14 protein-coding genes are annotated in these 17,738 nt (G+C 37.7%); 7 read left to right on the top strand and 7 right to left on the bottom strand.

What is annotated here, in order from left to right; translation table 11 throughout:
- Positions 1-115: 115 nt before the first annotated feature.
- A complete protein-coding gene (locus ACT29I_RS16930; protein WP_444793981.1) occupies positions 116-724 on the top strand; it encodes a tRNA (guanine-N1)-methyltransferase in 609 nt (202 codons plus the stop codon).
- A gap of 17 nt (positions 725-741) precedes the next feature.
- Here the strand turns inward: ACT29I_RS16930 and ACT29I_RS16925 are convergent, their stop codons facing one another.
- The gene (locus tag ACT29I_RS16925) at positions 742-2,919 is read right to left on the bottom strand and encodes a prolyl oligopeptidase family serine peptidase (protein WP_444793980.1); all 2,178 of its coding nucleotides are present in this window, start codon (positions 2,917-2,919) and stop codon (positions 742-744) included.
- 476 nt (positions 2,920-3,395) lie between these two features.
- Between ACT29I_RS16925 and ACT29I_RS16920 the strand changes: the two genes are divergently transcribed.
- The 3 genes from ACT29I_RS16920 (at position 3,396) to xseB (ending at position 6,555) form a co-directional block, all read left to right on the top strand.
- Positions 3,396-4,193 (top strand): hypothetical protein, encoded by a 798-nt coding sequence (locus ACT29I_RS16920; protein ID WP_444793979.1) that lies wholly within the window; start codon positions 3,396-3,398, stop codon positions 4,191-4,193.
- Between the two features lie 410 nt (positions 4,194-4,603).
- Entirely contained in the window at positions 4,604-6,250 is a 1,647-nt protein-coding gene (locus ACT29I_RS16915) for an ATP-binding protein (protein WP_444793978.1), read from the top strand.
- 104 nt (positions 6,251-6,354) lie between these two features.
- Positions 6,355-6,555, top strand: a complete 201-nt coding sequence (xseB, locus tag ACT29I_RS16910; protein WP_430936428.1) for an exodeoxyribonuclease VII small subunit — start codon at positions 6,355-6,357, stop codon at positions 6,553-6,555.
- 94 nt (positions 6,556-6,649) lie between these two features.
- On the opposite strand, the gene ACT29I_RS16905 is transcribed toward xseB, so the two are convergent.
- The 4 genes from ACT29I_RS16905 to trxA (ACT29I_RS16890) form a co-directional block, all read right to left on the bottom strand.
- Positions 6,650-9,064, bottom strand: a complete 2,415-nt coding sequence (locus ACT29I_RS16905) for a TonB-dependent receptor (protein WP_444793977.1) — start codon at positions 9,062-9,064, stop codon at positions 6,650-6,652.
- 191 nt (positions 9,065-9,255) lie between these two features.
- Positions 9,256-9,918, bottom strand: a complete 663-nt coding sequence (locus tag ACT29I_RS16900; protein WP_444793976.1) for a thiamine phosphate synthase — start codon at positions 9,916-9,918, stop codon at positions 9,256-9,258.
- A 488-nt stretch (positions 9,919-10,406) separates the two neighbouring features.
- Complete coding sequence (gene trxA / locus ACT29I_RS16895) at positions 10,407-10,874, bottom strand: thioredoxin (RefSeq protein ID WP_430936422.1); 468 nt, start codon at positions 10,872-10,874, stop codon at positions 10,407-10,409.
- A gap of 53 nt (positions 10,875-10,927) precedes the next feature.
- Positions 10,928-11,290 (bottom strand): thioredoxin, encoded by a 363-nt coding sequence (gene trxA, locus ACT29I_RS16890; protein WP_430936420.1) that lies wholly within the window; start codon positions 11,288-11,290, stop codon positions 10,928-10,930.
- A 391-nt stretch (positions 11,291-11,681) separates the two neighbouring features.
- Between trxA (ACT29I_RS16890) and ACT29I_RS16885 the strand changes: the two genes are divergently transcribed.
- Together ACT29I_RS16885 and ACT29I_RS16880 are read left to right on the top strand one after the other, a co-directional pair.
- Positions 11,682-13,154, top strand: coding sequence for a CCA tRNA nucleotidyltransferase (locus tag ACT29I_RS16885; protein ID WP_430936418.1), 1,473 nt, complete (start codon positions 11,682-11,684; stop codon positions 13,152-13,154).
- 41 nt (positions 13,155-13,195) lie between these two features.
- The gene (locus tag ACT29I_RS16880; protein WP_444793975.1) at positions 13,196-13,726 is read left to right on the top strand and encodes a TrmH family RNA methyltransferase; all 531 of its coding nucleotides are present in this window, start codon (positions 13,196-13,198) and stop codon (positions 13,724-13,726) included.
- A gap of 78 nt (positions 13,727-13,804) precedes the next feature.
- Here ACT29I_RS16880 and ACT29I_RS16875 read toward each other — a convergent pair whose 3' ends face one another.
- Together ACT29I_RS16875 and ACT29I_RS16870 are read right to left on the bottom strand one after the other, a co-directional pair.
- Entirely contained in the window at positions 13,805-14,863 is a 1,059-nt protein-coding gene (locus ACT29I_RS16875) for an endonuclease/exonuclease/phosphatase family protein (protein ID WP_444793974.1), read from the bottom strand.
- On the bottom strand, positions 14,811-16,244 hold the full coding sequence (locus ACT29I_RS16870; RefSeq protein ID WP_430936412.1) for a hypothetical protein: 1,434 nt from the start codon (positions 16,242-16,244) through the stop codon (positions 14,811-14,813). Before ACT29I_RS16870 ends, ACT29I_RS16875 begins: the two co-directional genes overlap by 53 nt.
- A 260-nt stretch (positions 16,245-16,504) precedes the next feature.
- On the opposite strand from ACT29I_RS16870, the gene ACT29I_RS16865 reads away from it, so the two are divergent.
- On the top strand, positions 16,505-17,617 hold the full coding sequence (locus ACT29I_RS16865) for an AI-2E family transporter (RefSeq protein WP_430936410.1): 1,113 nt from the start codon (positions 16,505-16,507) through the stop codon (positions 17,615-17,617).
- Positions 17,618-17,738: the final 121 nt, after the last annotated feature.

Here is a 17,738-nt window from a genome sequence, read left to right as displayed (position 1 = left end):
AATTGAGGAGTTTATTTATATTTGTTTGGCGTTAAAGGATGAGTAAGTTTATATTTTTCTTTTTTTGCATTATATTTAGAATCAAATTCAACACAACAAATTAAATTTTATTACAGTGAAAAAGTTAATTACATCAACTCTATTCGTATTATTATTTTTTATTGGCCAACCCATTTCTTTAAACGCACAGGAGAGTGGTAATTCAGGACTGGAAGGGGGAACTATCGGAAGTCAGTTTGATTATGCCATAAAGAAATCAAATACCTTTGAGGCATTTAAGGTGGTCAGAACATCATGGTTGTACAAGTTGAAAGGGAACGCCATAGATTCGGTTAAAGCGTTGCAAAAAAATATAGTTTCACTTGAAAATAAAGTACAGGATCAGCAAAAGGAAGTGAATGTATTAAAATCTAACTTAAGGGAAACTAACGAAAAGCTGGAATTGGCCACCAAAGAAAAAGATAGCTTTAGTTTTCTTGGGATGCTTTTAACAAAAGGTGTCTATGGTACAATGGTTTGGACTATCATTTTTAGTTTAATCGTTGCTTTACTCATTATGATCTTTTTGTTTAATCGTAGTAATACAATTACTATAAAAACTAAGGAAACGCTAGGCGAAAAACAAGAAGAATTTGATGCGCACAGAAAATGGGCTTTGGAACGGGAACAAACCCTGGCGAGGGAACTCAACAAACTAAAACAAAAATATAAAGGACTCGATTAGGGTTCTTTTTTTTGTCGTTAATTAGGCTGAAAATCAGAGTGGTCTGATTGCCATAGTGCGAAACCAAGAACATCACCCAAAGAATTAAAATATTTGGATTTGCTGTCGCCTATGCCATGTCCGGCTTCAAAGTCTACTAAAAATAAAATAGGTTTGTCCGAGCTATTGACTGCTTGCAGGCGTGCTGCAAATTTAGCTGGTTGCCAGGCAATTACCCTTGGGTCGTTCATTCCAGCGGTAATTAAGGTCGCAGGATATTTTGTATTTTCAACAATATGATGGTATGAATCCATTTCGTATAAGGCCATACATTCAACTGAGTCCTTTACCGTTCCAAACTCCGGGATATTTACAGGTCCGTTGGGTGAAAACTCACCTCTCATTGTGTTCATACAGCCTACCTCAGCAATGGCAGTTGCAAATAAGTCAGGCCTTTCTGTCATTGCCCTTCCAATCAGTATCCCACCGGCACTACCTCCATAGATAGAAATTTTTTTATGGGATGTAAACTGCTGATCAATCAGATATTCCGCACATGCTATTAAATCTTTCCAGGTATTGGGTTTAGTGGTTTTATGTCCGGCTTTATGCCAGTTGTCTCCCAATTCGCCGCCACCCCTAACATGAGGTATGCCAAGAATTCCACCTTTGGTAGTATATAAAAGAAAATTTGGGCTAAAAAAAGGATTTATTGAATAACCATAAGCCCCATAACCGAAAAGAAAAACCGGGTTATTGCCGTCTTTTGTAATGTTTTTATTGTAGATAACTGACAAAGGAACGGTAACACCATCATGTGAGCGAACCATTAACTCTTCAATAATTAAGTCTGTATATTCAGGATAGCTTGCCTGGTCTGAAAGGTTCTCAATCTCAAATTTATTCTTTTTAGGCAGGTAACGATATCTTTGATAATCGGTTGTCCAACCGTTTAAGGTAACCCAAACATCAGGGGTGTTAATGCCAACAGTTTGTAGCCCTATCCTTCCTGCCAGAGTAGGTAATTCGATTTTAACAGGTTTCTGGGAATGGTTGGCAAGAAAGTAAAGTTCTTCCTGCACACCGTAGGAAGTTAATATATAATATAAGCCATCAGAGGTGGATGTGAAATTGGCCAGTTTGGCATCTTGATCTTCCGGAATAAACACTTTTGCGTTTGACAACAATGGGTTATCTAATGGAGCTTTTAATAGTTTGAAGTTTGGGGCATTTTTGGGGGTGTAATAATGGATTTGTCCTTTGATGGTTTCGAAATTGTAAACCTGGTCGTCCAGAGTAACAATTTGTTTCCAATTGACTGTATCATTGTCCATCTCATCAGCCGAAACCATGTATATCTTAAGTTTTTTGTCCACAGTTACCAGTAAAGCAAAAAGAAGATGGTTGTGTCTGTCATAAAAAACGATAGGGAATTCTTCGGGTTTAATATCAAGTTCCGGGTTTTTTGATCTTGAAAAAAATTCGATATCGTTTTCCGGTGACTGTCCAACAGTATGGATGAATGATTTACTGTTCAGTTCCCGTTCCATATGGTGAATATCGCTTGAATTGAGCCGTATATATATAAAGCGTTCGTCGTCAGGTAGCCAGGAGGCTGCTGAAAACCAACACCGGTCTATCACTTCGGGGTAAAGCTCTCTTGTTTCGACGTTCATAATCATTAGTTCTGAACTTTCTGAACCATTAGGAGCCACTTCAAAACATACTTTGTCACTTTTAATGGAAGGGGATATGCTGGATATTGAGTAATGTAATGTGTCATCTTTGTATGTTGCTGGATCAAAAAGCAAAACTTCGTCCCCTTTTAATCCGTCACGGTAAAAAAGTTTACCGGTTTCATCATCTGGAGTCTGTTTTAAATAAAAGTATTTGTTGGCTTCAGTGATATTCACATTATAAATTCTGCTACTTTTTCTTTGATCAAACTCTTTCATTTTATCAATTAACCCTTGTCGGCCCGGTATCTGATCAAGAATATTTCTGGAATACTCCGAATGGGTTTTAAACCAATTTATAACGGAAGAGTCATCCAGATTCTCCATGTATCTGTATGGGTCGGTTACTTCTTTTCCAAAGTAGTTTTCAGTTACAGGCTTGGTGGCTGCAATTGGAGGTGTTTCATTTGCTGATTCTGTTTTCAGCTGACAGCCAATCAAGCTTAACGAAACCACGAAAGCAAATAAAATATTTTTCATGATAGTGTAATTTGATAGTTTATATGCAATTGTGCTTCAAGTTACGATGGAGAAGAAGACTTTGTCAATAGAGAAACAGAGGCAATTTGTATCAGCTGGTTGTTTTTGAGAGACAACAAACGGTAATGAAATTAACAATTAGTTTTTAAGCGCTTGAACAAGTTAAACGGCCTGACGATTACGTGTCACATGGTGTTGGACTGGGATTGGGCCTCGTTAAAACGTATACCGAAATGTGGAATGGCATAGTTTGGTCAGCGCCAAAAACAGATAAGGGTTCGATTTTTTATTTCCAGCAACCTGTGTAATTAATTCCATGTTCGAATTCGAACAATAAAAGGTGCAATATCGGTCAGAATTTTGAGAGTCAAGATTTGGTTGTGTGTCGTAATGGGCAGTAAAAGAGTAATATGTGTATTTCGGCACGATAAGTGATTTCTTCCAATAACAAACCAAAGAAAATGGAGGATTGAGTCATGAAAACACATGTAAATCAACACGAATATCATTTTGGGATTATAAAAATATTAGTAGTTTCCTCTTTACTATTGTTGGGGTATGGAATCTACAAAGTGTTTACGATTAATGGTAATGAGAAAGAATTTATCTATGAAAATTCTATGATGGGCAATGCGAATCAATCCATAAACTCAGAGTTAGGCGATTTGTTTTATACACATTCTTATAACAATGAGGTAATGGAAGAAACTCTTCCTGTTGAACAATGGATGCTTAATCCGTCATCTTGGCGTGAATCACCATCCTTTAGTTTGTTGGCGGCATGGTCAGAAGATATGATGGAAGAACCTTTGTTAATGGAAGAATGGATGACAGATCTGTTGGGATGGGAAGCTAAGACCATATGGCCTGCCAGTGTTTTGAGCGTTGAATCGGAACCTGAATTGGCCATTGAGCCTTGGATGCTTAATGATGAAGGTTGGGATGAGTATACAGGAGTAGAGGTTACATCTTTTGAAAATGAAGACGGAATAAAACTGGAAAGTTGGATGATGAACACTACAGAATGGAATGTGCCGATTATTCCAAAAGATAAGTTAGCAGAATTGGGATGGGCGGAAGAGGAACAACTAGTTCTAGAGCCTTGGATGATAAGTTGTTGTACCTGGGTGCCCGAGAAATTGGCAGAAATTGAGATTTATGAGTTTAGCAAGTCCTTTAGTGAAGATGCTTTGACCCTAGAGGAATGGATGCTTGATGATATGTCTTGGTTAATTACCGATATACATAGTTTGGAGGAATACCCAATAGCCTAAAGCCATTTTAGCAATACATTGAAAAGAGTTAGTGCAAATGATGTTGTATTTGTGCTCACTCTTTTTTCTTTGGATTTATCCGTTCCGTTGCCAGGAAAAATTTTTTGCCTGCCAGGAATTATTTATGTTGAATTTTATATAATTGTATACTTAAAAATGTGGTTAAAAAATTTTTTAACCACTACAATAGCCTTTCCCGGTTTTACATCAGAAAATGCCGATTCATAACGAAATTAGCTTTGGAGACGCAGCAAATAAAGGCGTTTTTTGTTTAGCAACCGATATTGAACATAGCTTGTTGTTATTTAAAATCAACAAATTGCATTTTAATTAAAATCCATAGATTCCGCTTTTGTATTAAAATCCTTTTTCTATCTTTACAAGGAATCTCAGCCTAGATATAAATTTACATGCGTTATTTACTCAAAGGATTAATCTTAGTTTTTCTGCTACAAATTAGTGTTGGATTATTGGGGAATGATGGTCCACTACAGGGAAAATACGTCCATAATGTACACGGCAATAATGAAATTATTGCCAAAGCTGACTTGTATCTTCAAATAAATGATGCGCCAAGGGCCATTCGGTTGCTGTTGGATAACCTTGAGCATTGCACGGATTCATCGTTGCAATCAATTATAAATTATAAAATCGGGATAGCATACCTCACTGAAGGTTATTACGAAGATGCCTTGCCTTATCTGAAAAAGTTTAAAGCATATCAGGAAAGTAAGGGCGATTCAATAGGGATTGTTGCGGCTGATATTGCGTTGGGAAAGTATTATTGTCAGCGTAACGACTATACAAATGCTTCCAGTATCATATTTCATGCATTAAATAGGATGCCCCATCAGTCGGAAAACGAACTTAAGGCTATGGCTTTTTTGGTATTGGCCGAATTAAACGTTCAAAATAGGGTATTTTCCGAAGCTAAGTCATATGCCCAAGAAGCTTTGGCGATATCTACAACGTTAAAGTTGAATAATCTGAAATTAAAATGTTTTGATGTTTTTTCTTGTCTGTACGAAACCATGGGAGATTATCAATCGGCACTTTATTACAAAAATAAAAGTGTGAACCTTCAGGATTCTATAATAAAGTCAGCTGCCTCGGCATTAACGAGCACACAGCATTTGACAGGAAATATATATGATGTGTCGCCTGAAAACGCAAATGCCGAAATGGCCACAAGAGCAATATCTGTTAATTTGTCGAAACTAAAAGACGATGAAGTAATTTATTGGGGAAGCATTGTCCTTTTATTTGTTTTTGCGTTGGTGTTTTTTATGCTGTTCCGATCAAAAATGTTGTTGAGCAAAAAGCTTAAGCATAAAAATGTAGAGCTGGAAAAGTTGAATGCAACCAAGGACAAGTTTTTTTCGATTCTTGCACATGATTTAAAAAGTCCGTTTAATTCATTGATGGGATTTTCCGAAGTCCTGTCGTTGCAGGTGGAAAGTAAGAGTCAGCAAGAAATTGTAGAGTATAGCCGGTCGATTCATAATTCAACCCGAAAACTATACTCATTGGTGGAAACCTTGTTACAATGGTCCAGAACACAATTGGGAACTACGGAGTACAAGCCCGAAAGATTGGATGTTAAAATAGTGGCCAGTAATATTATTTCAATTCTTAAGATTAATGCGGAAGAGAAGGACATTGTTATTTCGTTGGATATCTCCAACAATATGTTAGCTTGGGCCGACAAGGATTTGTTTAGTGCCGTGCTTAGAAATTTAGTGAGCAATGCCATTAAATTCTCAAGAGTGGGCAGTGTTATCAGTGTAACCGGCAAAACGAAAGGTAGTTATATGGAAATTTCTGTAACCGATACTGGTGTAGGTATCAGCAAGGATAACCTGCAAAAAATATTTAGGGTAGATACCAATATTACTACCACCGGAACATTTAACGAAAAAGGAACCGGACTGGGCTTGGTGCTTTGTAAAGAGTTTGTGGAGATTAATAAGGGTGTTATAAGTGCCGAAAGTAAGCTGGAAAAGGGTAGTACGTTTAAATTTACTGTACCTTTGAGTACCAATTACAGTTTGAACTAACAAATATCGATTGTGTAATGAAATGAGCGTTGTTTTTATCTATCCGTTCATTAATATATTCGGTATTATAACATAGAGTTTACATCATTAATAAGTGATATAAAATGACCAAGAAGAAAATTGGCTATGTGGAGGCCATTACTGAAATAGAGGATATACTATCAAAAATTGAAGATAACGAATTGGATGTCGATGAATTGTCGGATAAGGTAAAACGAGTATCCGTGTTATTAAAGATTTGTAAGGATAAATTGCACACTACCGAATCGGAGGTGGAGAATATTCTTAAAGAAATAGAGGAATAGATAGCAATAGGTGAGTAAGGCGTAGGCGTGATTAAAATTGAAATAAAAAACGGTTCTTGAATTTATATTCAAGAACCGTTTCTTTTTTATGCTATTAGAATATAAATCTTGCTCTTATAAAAGCATGTGTTCCTGCTTGGGGATAGTAAGCAGCCCACGAGTATTCAACTCCATCTTCGTACCAATTGCCACCATAAGCATTGCTTTCGTACTTTGTGTCAAATAAATTGTTAACAGTAAGTTGTAGTTCAATTTTTTTCATCCACGAAGGATTGAACGCTTGTGTAATGATACCATTAAAAACCGTATAAGCATCAAGTTTTCGCATATCACTTTCCGTGTTGTCAAAGTATTGCTCGCCCACATGTTTGGTGATAAATTTGATGCTAGTATTCTTCAAAGGTGTTATCGTAAATGTGCTGTTGGCAACTATGTTAGGAGAATATGAAATTTGATTATCCCCATGTTGAATATGTATATCGTTATTTGTATTTGGATTAAAATCGGGATCATAGGTCTCCACGAAATCTTTGATGATGTTTTTACTAAAAGTGGCATTTCCGTCCCATCTAAATCTAGATAAAATTTTTGCGCCTAATTCAATTTCAATTCCTGTGCGGTAACTATCTTCTACATTGGTCATAATGGAATATCCTACATTACTTTTTTCGCCAGTTGGAATTAACTGATCTTTATAGTCCATGTAATAGAAGTTAATGTTGGCTGCCAGATTCGGTGATTGGTAATGATACCCTATTTCCAAGTCATTCAGTCTTTCCGATTTTGGTGTAGAGCTTGCGTCCCCTTGCGCATTCTTAAAGTCGGCACGTGCAGGTTCTCTATTGGCAATGGCATAGGACGCATAGAACTGGTTTTGTTGGTTTAAAGTATAAAAAACACCTGCTTTGGGATTAAAAAAATCATATGTATGATGCTGGTCTAGCATGGGGAAATCATCATCGGTACCATTTATCTTATAGTCGATGCCTCTATATTGTACATCGCCAAATACGTTTAATTTACCCAGTTGGTAATTTACTTTGGCGTAAATATTATAATCCTTTTTTATTCCCTTGTTACGGTACCATTCTTCGCCTTTTTCTGAACTGCCGGCGTATCTGGCCCAAATTAACTCTCCAAAGTGATCGCCATCATATTTGTTCCAACCTCCACCAAAAGTCATTTGCAAATCATCAGTATCATAATTGAATGAACCCGTAAACCCGTAAAAATCGTTGGTGAGCCATTTCTGACGGATGAGGTCCGTAGTTTTTATCGTATCGCCTGGTTGTCGTATGATGTGCTCCAAGCCATACTCCTTCAGGCTTTCGTCTTGCTTATACTGTTCGTAGTAGCCTTCGCCTCTGGTGTAATGAAGGGCGGTGTTTAAAAGCCAGTTGCTGTTTAAATTCTGACTGAAAAATAGCTGGTAGTGAGTCTGTAGGTAGTTGTCTGTCTGGTCTTTGTAATATCTTTCATTGCCATTTTCGTCGATATATTGGCCTGCGGGGTTGTAGGTCCTATCGGTTTTTAAAGTTGCTTCGTCAATACCCCACCAGCTAATACCTGTACGTTGATCCCCATGGATTACGTTAGCCTTTAAAAAGCTGTTTTTAAGATGCATGCTACCGCTCATGTACAGCGATTTATGGTCGGAAAAAGCATAATCTACATATCCGTCAGTTTGCAAGTCGCTATAGCGAAGATCAAACGAGAACTTATCGTCCAGTAAACCCGTGCTAACATTAATAGAGTTTTTAAAAGTGTTAAATGAACCGGCTGTGGAACTAACTTCTGCATAGGGTTTGGTATGGTAGCTGGTGGTATTAAAGTTAATGGAGGCTCCGAATGCGGCAGCTCCATTAGTCGATGTTCCCACACCGCGCTGCACCTGTACCTCATCTACCGACGACGAAAAATCGGGCATGTTAACCCAATATACCCCCTGGCTTTCCCCATCGTTTAGTGGAATGCCGTTTACAGTTACATTTATTCGTGTAGCGTCCGTTCCTCTAATTCTCATACTGCTATAACCAACACCAAAACCCGATTCCGTCGAAGAAACAACCGAAGGCGTCATGCTTAACAGGAGGGGAATGTCATCAGCTGCATTCATGCTGCTCAGTTCTTCTTTGGAGATATCGGTTTTGGCAACAGGCGTCTTGTTACCTGCTTTGATAGAAGAAACAATAACTTCCCCCGTCATGATTGAACCAGGTTTTAGGGTAAAATCAATTTGTTCGTCAGAAGTTAGCTGTATCGATTTCATTTGGGTTTCATACCCTAAATAGGAAACAGCCAGCTGATATTGACCTTTTTGCAGATTCTTAATCAGATAATTACCCTTGGCATCGGTAATAGTTCCTATGGAAGAACCTTTAACGGCAACAGTGGCTCCAACCAGGGGATTGTTATTTGGGCCGGTAACTATACCGTGTACACGGTATTGCGACGAAATAGATGTTAGTCCAATAATACTAACTAAAATGGATAAAAATAACTTTTGCATGTATTACAGTTTTAAATGAATAAATACTGCAATGAGGAAAATAGGAGATGATCTTTTTCCCTTGACAGCATTACCTGTCCAGGTTCGAAGGGTATAATCTCAGCCCGGTATAATCCAGGCACCCCATTGTAGAAAACGGATGCAATATTAAGACCTTTAAGTCTTATACGCAAGAAAAATAAATATTTTTGTTATCTTTTTATAAAACTAAACGAATGTGCCTTGCCAATTTCGGTTAAAGTGTTCAATGTTGATTCGCCAATATTATCTTGATTTGCAAGATAGGATGAGATGGCTACACCGTGTATGCCCGTTTCAAATAATTCTGCAAAATCTTCCATAGTAATAGCGCCTATGGCAATTATCGGAATGTCTATGTTGTTGGTGTCACAACACTTTAAAATTTCCGTATAATCATTCAGGTTTAGTTCGGGATTTATATCCCTGCTTGTTCCGGTATGTCCGTAAGTGCCTAAAAATAGGTAATCTGCCCCTTGTTCTGCCAGATGCACGATGTCATCGAACGTATTGGCCGTAGCTCCGATTATTTTTTGACTTCCAATAATATTTCGTGCTTCAGCTACGTTTATATGGTTTTTGCTTAAGTGAACACCGTCTGCATCTACTTCAATAGCTAGGTGAGGATTGTCATTAATAATAAAAGTGGCACCATAATGTTGGCAAATGGAATTACATTTGCGGGCCTGGGACAGAATATAATCTTCTGGTTTATTTTTGATTCCTAGTTGAATCCAATCTCCCCCTCCTGCGCAATATTCCAAGGCTTGTTGCGAAGATGGTTTTTCAATCTCTTGATAGGTAATGAATTGAAGTCGGCTAATAATTTTTTGCATAGTGTTGTGTGTTAAGTTTACCACAAACATAGTTAATTTTATTTGCCGGGAAAAGCATTGTTAAGATTTAGAAGAATTGATTCACTTCATACAATTGTGGTGTATTTTTGAGATGCTGCCAAAGTGTCCTAGGTGTGGCAGCACCTTTAAAAAAACTTTTGGGGTGTATAGCAAATTATAGCAGTTTATATACCTACCAATGCCATCATATTATTTTTTGTAAAAATCACGAATAAAAAAAGCTGCTATAAAAATAATCAACTTTTATAACAGCTATTGTTAATTGGGTAAAATATGTATAGCGCAATAATAATTCCGGTATTTATCTCAAAAATATCATTAGACTCCATTGAATACCAATTCAATGAATAAAACCTAAACATTATCTTAACACCGCAAGGTAAGATTTTCTATAACTGGATTTCCCAGATACGGCAAATGCCTGCTTTCGTGAGCAATTTGAAAAATCCCTTTTGAAAGATCCCGGTTTATTTGATAACCTTTAAAACTTCGGTTACCATCTTTTCCAATTCAGCTTTTGGTCTGGCGCCAAGAGCGGCCTGAGGTTCGCCATCTACCGGTATAAATACTATGGTAGGTAGACTTCTGATTCCAAAAATAGCTGCTAACTCTTTTTCTTTATCAGTATCTACTTTAAATACTTGAATTTTACCTTTGTATTCTGCTTGTAACTCGTTTAAAATAGGAGCTACCTGTCGGCATGGACCACACCAGTCAGCATAAAAATCCAGGATGGCGGGTACCTTTCCGTTATATTTCCACTCCTTATTTGTTTCGTAGTCAAAAACCTTTTCCTTAAACGTTTCTTTGTTTAGGTATATCACACCACTCTTTTCCGTCTCCTCACCCGTGTATTTGGCTTCCGCCCTGCCTGCACATGAAACATTGGCGAAAATAAATACCGATAATAATCCTGAAACAATTAATGCCTTCATAACAATTGTATTAATAATTTACTTTTACTGGTTGGCTGAAAAAATGTCATAAATTAGTCTAAACTAACTTTTAAAACATCCTTGAATGCTTTTTGTAAAGTTTCCTTTGGCAAAGCTCCCTGGGCCATTTGCGGTTGTCCTTCGCTTGGGATAAAAAGAAGGGAAGGAATACTTTGTATACCAAACATACCCGATAATTCTCTTTCTGCCTCGGTATCTACTTTGTAGATGTCTATTTTGCCATCATAATCTTTCGAAAGCTCTTCTAATACGGGAGCAATAGCTTTACATGGTCCACACCAATCGGCGTAAAAATCGATTATACAAGGTTTGTTTCCTGCAAATTTCCACTCTTTACTTGCTTCGAAATCAAAAACTTTCTCTTTAAACGTTTCTTTTGTCAAATGTTCTAACATGATTATTGTATTTTAATGAATATTCGTGTTTGATTACTTTAGATACAAATATATCTAAAAATGTTGATATGTCAATATCAATATGTGTGCCAAAGTTAAATTTTAACATATTAGACTGACAAGCGACAGAAAACTGACAGTAATTCAGGTATTAAACATTTGTAATGACTAAGATGTTTGGTAGGAGTAACTAAGGAATAATGTGACTCATTATCATTAGGCTTTATTAAAATTATATTTTTGCAACCCTTGAATAGCCAAAATAATTGTTCCTGTTACCCGATTGTATAATTGGCGACAAACAATCGCGAGCCATCCTCAGCGCAATAAAATTGAGAAATTATATTATCCGCCAAAATAAATTGTAATTTTGGCAGCCTAAATTTTAAGAATGACTGAAAAAGATATATTAAAACACTTAGAAAGCACTGTTTTTAATGCAATTAGGCATGTGGCAGATTTAGAGAAAATTGAAACCTACGTGATTGGAGGTTATGTGAGAGATCTGTTTCTAGGAAAGACTTCTAAAGATATTGATATTGTGGTGCGCGGCAGTGGGATTGAAATGGCAGAAAAAGTGGCAGCTAAACTTGGCGGACTTAAAGTGACTGTTTTTAAGAATTATGGGACTGCCATGTTTAAATATAGAGATGTTGATGTTGAGTTTGTTGGAGCTCGAAAAGAATCATACCAAAGAAATTCACGTAAGCCATTTGTGGAGGACGGAACCATAAGGGACGATCAAAACCGAAGGGATTTTACAATTAACGCTTTGGCTTTATCGCTCAACAAAGAAACACTTGGAAATCTGGTTGATCCGTTTAATGGGTCAGAGGATTTGGAAAAAGGTATTATCCGTACTCCATTAGAGCCAGGTATTACTTTTTCCGATGACCCTTTGCGCATGCTTAGGGCTGTGCGGTTTGCGGCCAGGTTTAAGTTTAGTATTGAAGAGGACACTTTTGAGGGAATCAAAAATAATAAAGAACGCATTGGAATTGTTTCGGGGGAAAGGATAGTTGATGAACTCAATAAGATGATTATGTCCGATAAACCTTCTTTGGCATTTAAAATTCTGGAGATAACAGGGCTGTTGCAGATTATACTTCCTGAACTTCAGGCCATGAAAGGGGTAGAAGAGAAGAAGGGGAAAAGGCATAAAGACAATTTTTATCACACGCTACAGGTGCTAGACCGAATAGTCCCTTTTACCGATGATGTGTGGTTACGATGGGCCGCAGTGTTTCACGACATAGCCAAACCCGTAACCAAACGGTTCGACGATAAATTGGGGTGGACTTTTCATGCGCATAATCATATAGGACAAAAAATGGTGCCCAAGATTTTCAAACGCATGAAGTTCCCAATGAACGAAAAAATGAAATTTGTTCAAAAAATGGTGTATCTGCATATGCGGCCTATTGTTTTATCGGAGGATGTGGTGACGGATTCTGCGGTGAGAAGGTTACTCTTTGATGCGGGAGACGATATTGATTCATTGATGACTTTGTGCGAGGCTGACATTACCTCAAAAAACGAGGATAAGGTCAGAAAGTATATGAAGAACTTTAAGGTCGTACGGAGGAAACTGAAAGAGATTGAGGAGAAGGACAGGGTAAGAAATTTTCAGCCCCCGGTATCCGGTGAAGATATTATGAAGACATTCGGCATTGGGCCTTGCAAGGAGATTGGAGATATAAAAGCTGCTATTAAAGAAGCCATATTGGACGGAGAAATCAATAACGACAGAGAGCAGGCTTACCAGTTAATGTTAAAGCTGGGCAAGGAAATGGGGTTAAACGAAAAGCCAGATGCCCCCGACATGGCCGGAGCAAAAAATAAGGGTACACATTCGAATGATTGAAACTTGTTTTGGCTATCAAAGTTTTGCTAATTTTATCACCAATGAAGAATAGCACACAAACTAAAAGTACTCCTCTGTTTGCTACTGTCCAATACTCGATTGATGGCGACGGACCTATTCTTGTAGCCGATCAATTAAAGTCACCGGAAAATATGGGACATATCATCCGCTTAGCTAGTAATTTTGGATGTGCAAAGGTGATTTTTATTGGAGACTCACAAAGTGTGAGGCATAGTAAGATAAAAAAAGTGGCCGGGGCAGCGGCAGGACAAATCGAGTGGCAGTTTTGTAAGCCGGAGGAGTTAAAAAATCACTTGCCGGAAGGATACACGGTTTGTGCCATCGAAACGACCGATAATTCTTTAAATTTGTCGGATGGTGTTTTGCCAGAGAAAGTCGCCTTTGTTTTAGGGAACGAGATTCATGGGGTGTCCGCTGAGCTAATGGAGCAATGTTCACACTTTTACCATATTCCCATGATTGGAGCCATTAAATCTATGAATGTTTCTCATGCATGCAGCGTGGCACTTTATGAATGGGTTAGACAGTATTTGGTAATTAGTCCTCAGTAATCTGCACATCAGAAAATAGTAAGGCGATGTTTGGTTCCTGTTCTCAATTCTTAAAAATACTTAAGTTTTTGATGCCCATCATTTAATTTTTAGCTCAAGTGCAACGGGGAAATGATCGCTGAAGCCATTGTTAAACTTAAAGCCAATGTATGTCCTGAATGGTTTTAATCCCGTATTACCTTTGTCTTCTTCCAATAAAAAAGGGAAATCCAAAATTTTCATTGGTGTTGCAACGAAAACGGTACGGGTGGAATCGGATAAATTTTTAGATATCAGGAACTGGTCAAAGGTGTTCCATTCGTATTGATGTTTCAGCGTTCCCGCTGAATTACTAATGCTGTTTGCCGATGAAGATATATTGATGATATTGCCGTTTTCAATAAGGTGTTGCATACTTTCGTCTTCGGGTTCGTCGTTAAAATCTCCCATGGCAATAATGTTGGCGTCAGGCTCGTAAGCTAATATGTTTGTTATGGTATCCCTCAATACTTGAGCCGCCCTATATCTTAAGGGTTTGGTATTGTGCACGCCCCCATACCTCGACGGAAAATGGGCCACAAAAAGGTGCAGGGGGATGGTATCTTTAATTAATCCATAAACGTACAATATATCCCTTGTTGGTCTGGTGCCCTCTCCAAAATCCACTTTAATGGGAATTGATTCAAGAGGCGTAAATTGATTTTTCCGATAGAGCATGGCTACATCTATGCCGCGTACATCCGGAGATTCATGGTGGATGATATGGTAATCCAGGTGGTTTAGCCCTGTTTTCCAAACAAGATCCTTTAAAACTCCTTGATTTTCCACTTCGCATAAACCAACGATGCCGGGAGGGTTCCAGCCGCCGGATTCAAGAACAACCCGTGATATGTTTTTAAGTTTCCGTAAATACCTTGAGTAGCTCCAATGTTTGTCACCTGTCGGGGTGAACTCGTCATCCAGTTTTAAACTGTCGTTTTTTGTGTCGAATAGGTTTTCGACATTATAAAACATCAGCCCTAAATGTTCGTAATTCTGAGGAAATAAAGGTTGGGGAGAGCTAAGTTCAAGAACCAGCAAAACCCAAAATGTTACCTTGTACCTTTTATTCTTCTTCCATTCTTTCATATGCGCCAAGGTCAGGGCCATTATTATCATTAACCCTGCTGTTGTTAAGAATATCGTTGGGGAACCGATCGGCAATTTCTTCATCGCCTAAATCCTGACAAAAGGATAGTGTGTCCAGTTGGTAATTAAACTCAGATGGGTCGATAAAATTAGGATCTTCGTTAACCCAAACACTAACATAATTGTTTGGGTCTGTCACATCAAGGTTACCGCTTTTTAACAGGCAGTTTTCAAATTTATAGTTGAACCAGCTCTTGCTATCCACTTCGTCTTCCTTGTCCTTAAAGTCAAAGCCTATTTCTGTAAATCTATTTCCATGTATTATGGAATTGTAAAAATTTGCCTCAATCAAAGGATTAATAACTTCCGTACCGGTTTCATCGGTGAAGTAATTGTTTAAGAATAGTGCAGGTGTGTTTCTGTATACCCAACTCGGGAAATAATTGGCTACCGTACAATGATAAAAGTTATAAGTCCCGCCTAAGGTCAGTGCAACGGAATGGTATCCGCAATCACCAATAACCGTATTGGAGACATCTACTTTTGAATTTTGCGTTAAGATACCAAATTGGGATATGTGATTAATCACTGTGTTGTTGATTTTAAGAGGGTCTGTATCGCCAAGTCCAACGGAGTCAACAAATATACCCATGATTCCATGTTTAATAATGGCATTGTCAATTACATTGTCGGAACTGCTTGGCATAAAATGTATATGTCCCCATTGGCCTGGTTTGTCATCATACCAATCATCCAGTCTGTCACCCAAAAAACTAACTGGTTCTTCGGGTGTCCCATTTACTTGCATACTGCCAAAAACAACCAGACGGGCATCGTTATGGAAATGGAGTCTGGCGCCAGGTTCAATAGTCAGTGTTTCAAGGCTGTCTACCACTAAAAAATCATAAATTAAATATGGTCTGTCGGCTGTAAAGGTGGCCGTTTTAATGTTGGCCTTTTTTAACAGCTCAACGTTCTGGCCATAAGCAATCAAATTTACTTTTTGGGTTCTTTCGCCTGAATAAAATATGATGGAGTCATTTACCACAAACGGACTATTACTGTTATCTGGTTCGATCGTGATATCCACAAAAACGAACAAACTGTCTTTGGCATTTATCCTGAGGTTGTCAACTCTGTCTTCAGCTTGTCCGTTTATATTTAATCTAAAATTGCTTGTTTCTCCGCCAGACAATTCTATTGAGTTGATAATTAAATCCTCGTCGTAGGGGTTATAAATTCTAAAGTTTTTCGTGACCGAACCAACTGACGTGAAAATGGTATCAAACATTAATGTGTCAACGGAAAAATTTAAACCTTCTGAACTACTTAAAAACACAAACTCCCTTTCGCAAGCCCAAAAGCTTAAGGGTATAAGCAGTAATATTAGGTATTTTTTTAGTCTGCACATAAGTTTTGTGTATGGTAGAGTATTGTTTATTAGGCTTTTGATGTAAAAAATGTTAGCAAGGGTTTTAGCTTGAAAAATAAACAATAAATTGAATAATTCCTATTAAATCCACATTAAATATTTATAAATTAAAACACAAATTAACAATCGTTCACACTGGATGCCACCATTCCTAATTACAACGAAGATCACCTGCATTTATTATTCAGAAAATTTAAGTATGATATATTTTTGATATATTGCCGTAAAATCTGACATACATGAATACAAATCATACAAAGCCATATACTTTCGACAGGGTGGTTAGGATGGTATTGTCCATAGCTTTTTTACTGGCATTTTATTTTTTATTAAAACGGTTAAGTGGGGCTCTTGTGCCATTTTTTATAGCGTTATTAATGGCCTATCTGATCAATCCACTGGTCGACTTTTTTCAGTTTAAATGTAGGTTTAAATACAGAGGATTAGCTGTTTTGACAAGTTTGTTAATGGTATTTGGAGGATTATATTTTTTAGTAATTTGGCTGATTCCCCAGTTCTATGCCGAGATGACAAAAATGGTGCAGCTAATTCGGGACTATCTTCAGCATGCATCTGTTTCGAGTATCTTACCTAAAGAAGTGATAGACTATATCAATGATTTTGTAAATAACACTGATTTTACCAAAGTTTTAGATCCACAAAGTGTGGCCGGTTCCCTTAAAAATATTTTTGGACAGGCATGGAAGGTATTCTCTGGTTCCATGAATTTCTTATTAGGACTTGTAAGCCTTCTGATTATATTAATTTACCTGGTTTTTTTACTGATCGATTTCAAACAGATTTCAGATGGGTGGCTGGGATTGGTGCCACCAAGATATCGGGAACCTGTGCGTGAAGTGTTTGATGATCTTACCAAAGGCATGCAAATTTATTTTAGGGCGCAGGGACTTATTGCGCTTATTGTGGGCGTGTTATTGGCCATTGGGTTTAAGATTATTGGACTCCCCATGGCTATAATAATTGGGTTGTTTATCGGTGCTTTAAATATCGTTCCTTATCTGCAAATTGTGGGTTTTATTCCTGTAATTTTGTTATCGTTGCTTAGGGCTATGGAAACTAACCATAGTTTCTGGCATGTTATTCTACTGGCGGCCATTGTTATGGGTGTGGTGCAGCTTATACAGGAAACCATTCTTACGCCCAAAATTATGGGACGCGTATATGGTCTTCACCCTGCTATTATTTTACTGTCTCTTTCTGTTTGGGGCAGTTTGCTGGGGTTGTTAGGAATGTTGATTGCACTGCCCATGACCACACTGCTTTTTTCTTACTATAAAAGATTTGTGTTAAAAAGCAACGATCAGGAATTAAACAATCCGGATCTTATTTAAACCCTAGTAATACTTTATTATAGTGAATAAAAAATAATGCAGCATGCTGTAATGTGCATTAAGACAGTGTAATGCAATGTTTAATGCGGTGTGGGTAAATATCTGGAAACAACAGTGACGG

The sequence above is a fragment of the Saccharicrinis sp. GN24d3 genome, assembly GCF_052400645.1.
Lineage (GTDB): Bacteria > Bacteroidota > Bacteroidia > Bacteroidales > Marinilabiliaceae > Saccharicrinis.
The sequence above is the reverse complement of the archived record's forward strand: the minus strand, read 5'-3'. Positions and strand labels throughout refer to the sequence as shown.

What these genes read in the sequence shown, in the direction of transcription:
- ACT29I_RS16920 (WP_444793979.1), top strand. Translation starts at nt 3,396, where the DNA reads ATGAAAACACATGTAAATCAACACGAATATCATTTTGGGATTATAAAA.
- ACT29I_RS16885 (WP_430936418.1), top strand. Translation starts at nt 11,682, where the DNA reads ATGACTGAAAAAGATATATTAAAACACTTAGAAAGCACTGTTTTTAAT.
- ACT29I_RS16870 (WP_430936412.1), bottom strand. Translation starts at nt 16,244, where the DNA reads ATGTGCAGACTAAAAAAATACCTAATATTACTGCTTATACCCTTAAGC.
- trxA (WP_430936420.1), bottom strand. Translation starts at nt 11,290, where the DNA reads ATGTTAGAACATTTGACAAAAGAAACGTTTAAAGAGAAAGTTTTTGAT.
- ACT29I_RS16905 (WP_444793977.1), bottom strand. Translation starts at nt 9,064, where the DNA reads ATGCAAAAGTTATTTTTATCCATTTTAGTTAGTATTATTGGACTAACA.
- ACT29I_RS16875 (WP_444793974.1), bottom strand. Translation starts at nt 14,863, where the DNA reads ATGATAATAATGGCCCTGACCTTGGCGCATATGAAAGAATGGAAGAAG.
- trxA (WP_430936422.1), bottom strand. Translation starts at nt 10,874, where the DNA reads ATGAAGGCATTAATTGTTTCAGGATTATTATCGGTATTTATTTTCGCC.
- ACT29I_RS16900 (WP_444793976.1), bottom strand. Translation starts at nt 9,918, where the DNA reads ATGCAAAAAATTATTAGCCGACTTCAATTCATTACCTATCAAGAGATT.
- ACT29I_RS16915 (WP_444793978.1), top strand. Translation starts at nt 4,604, where the DNA reads ATGCGTTATTTACTCAAAGGATTAATCTTAGTTTTTCTGCTACAAATT.
- xseB (WP_430936428.1), top strand. Translation starts at nt 6,355, where the DNA reads ATGACCAAGAAGAAAATTGGCTATGTGGAGGCCATTACTGAAATAGAG.
- ACT29I_RS16925 (WP_444793980.1), bottom strand. Translation starts at nt 2,919, where the DNA reads ATGAAAAATATTTTATTTGCTTTCGTGGTTTCGTTAAGCTTGATTGGC.
- ACT29I_RS16865 (WP_430936410.1), top strand. Translation starts at nt 16,505, where the DNA reads ATGAATACAAATCATACAAAGCCATATACTTTCGACAGGGTGGTTAGG.
- ACT29I_RS16880 (WP_444793975.1), top strand. Translation starts at nt 13,196, where the DNA reads ATGAAGAATAGCACACAAACTAAAAGTACTCCTCTGTTTGCTACTGTC.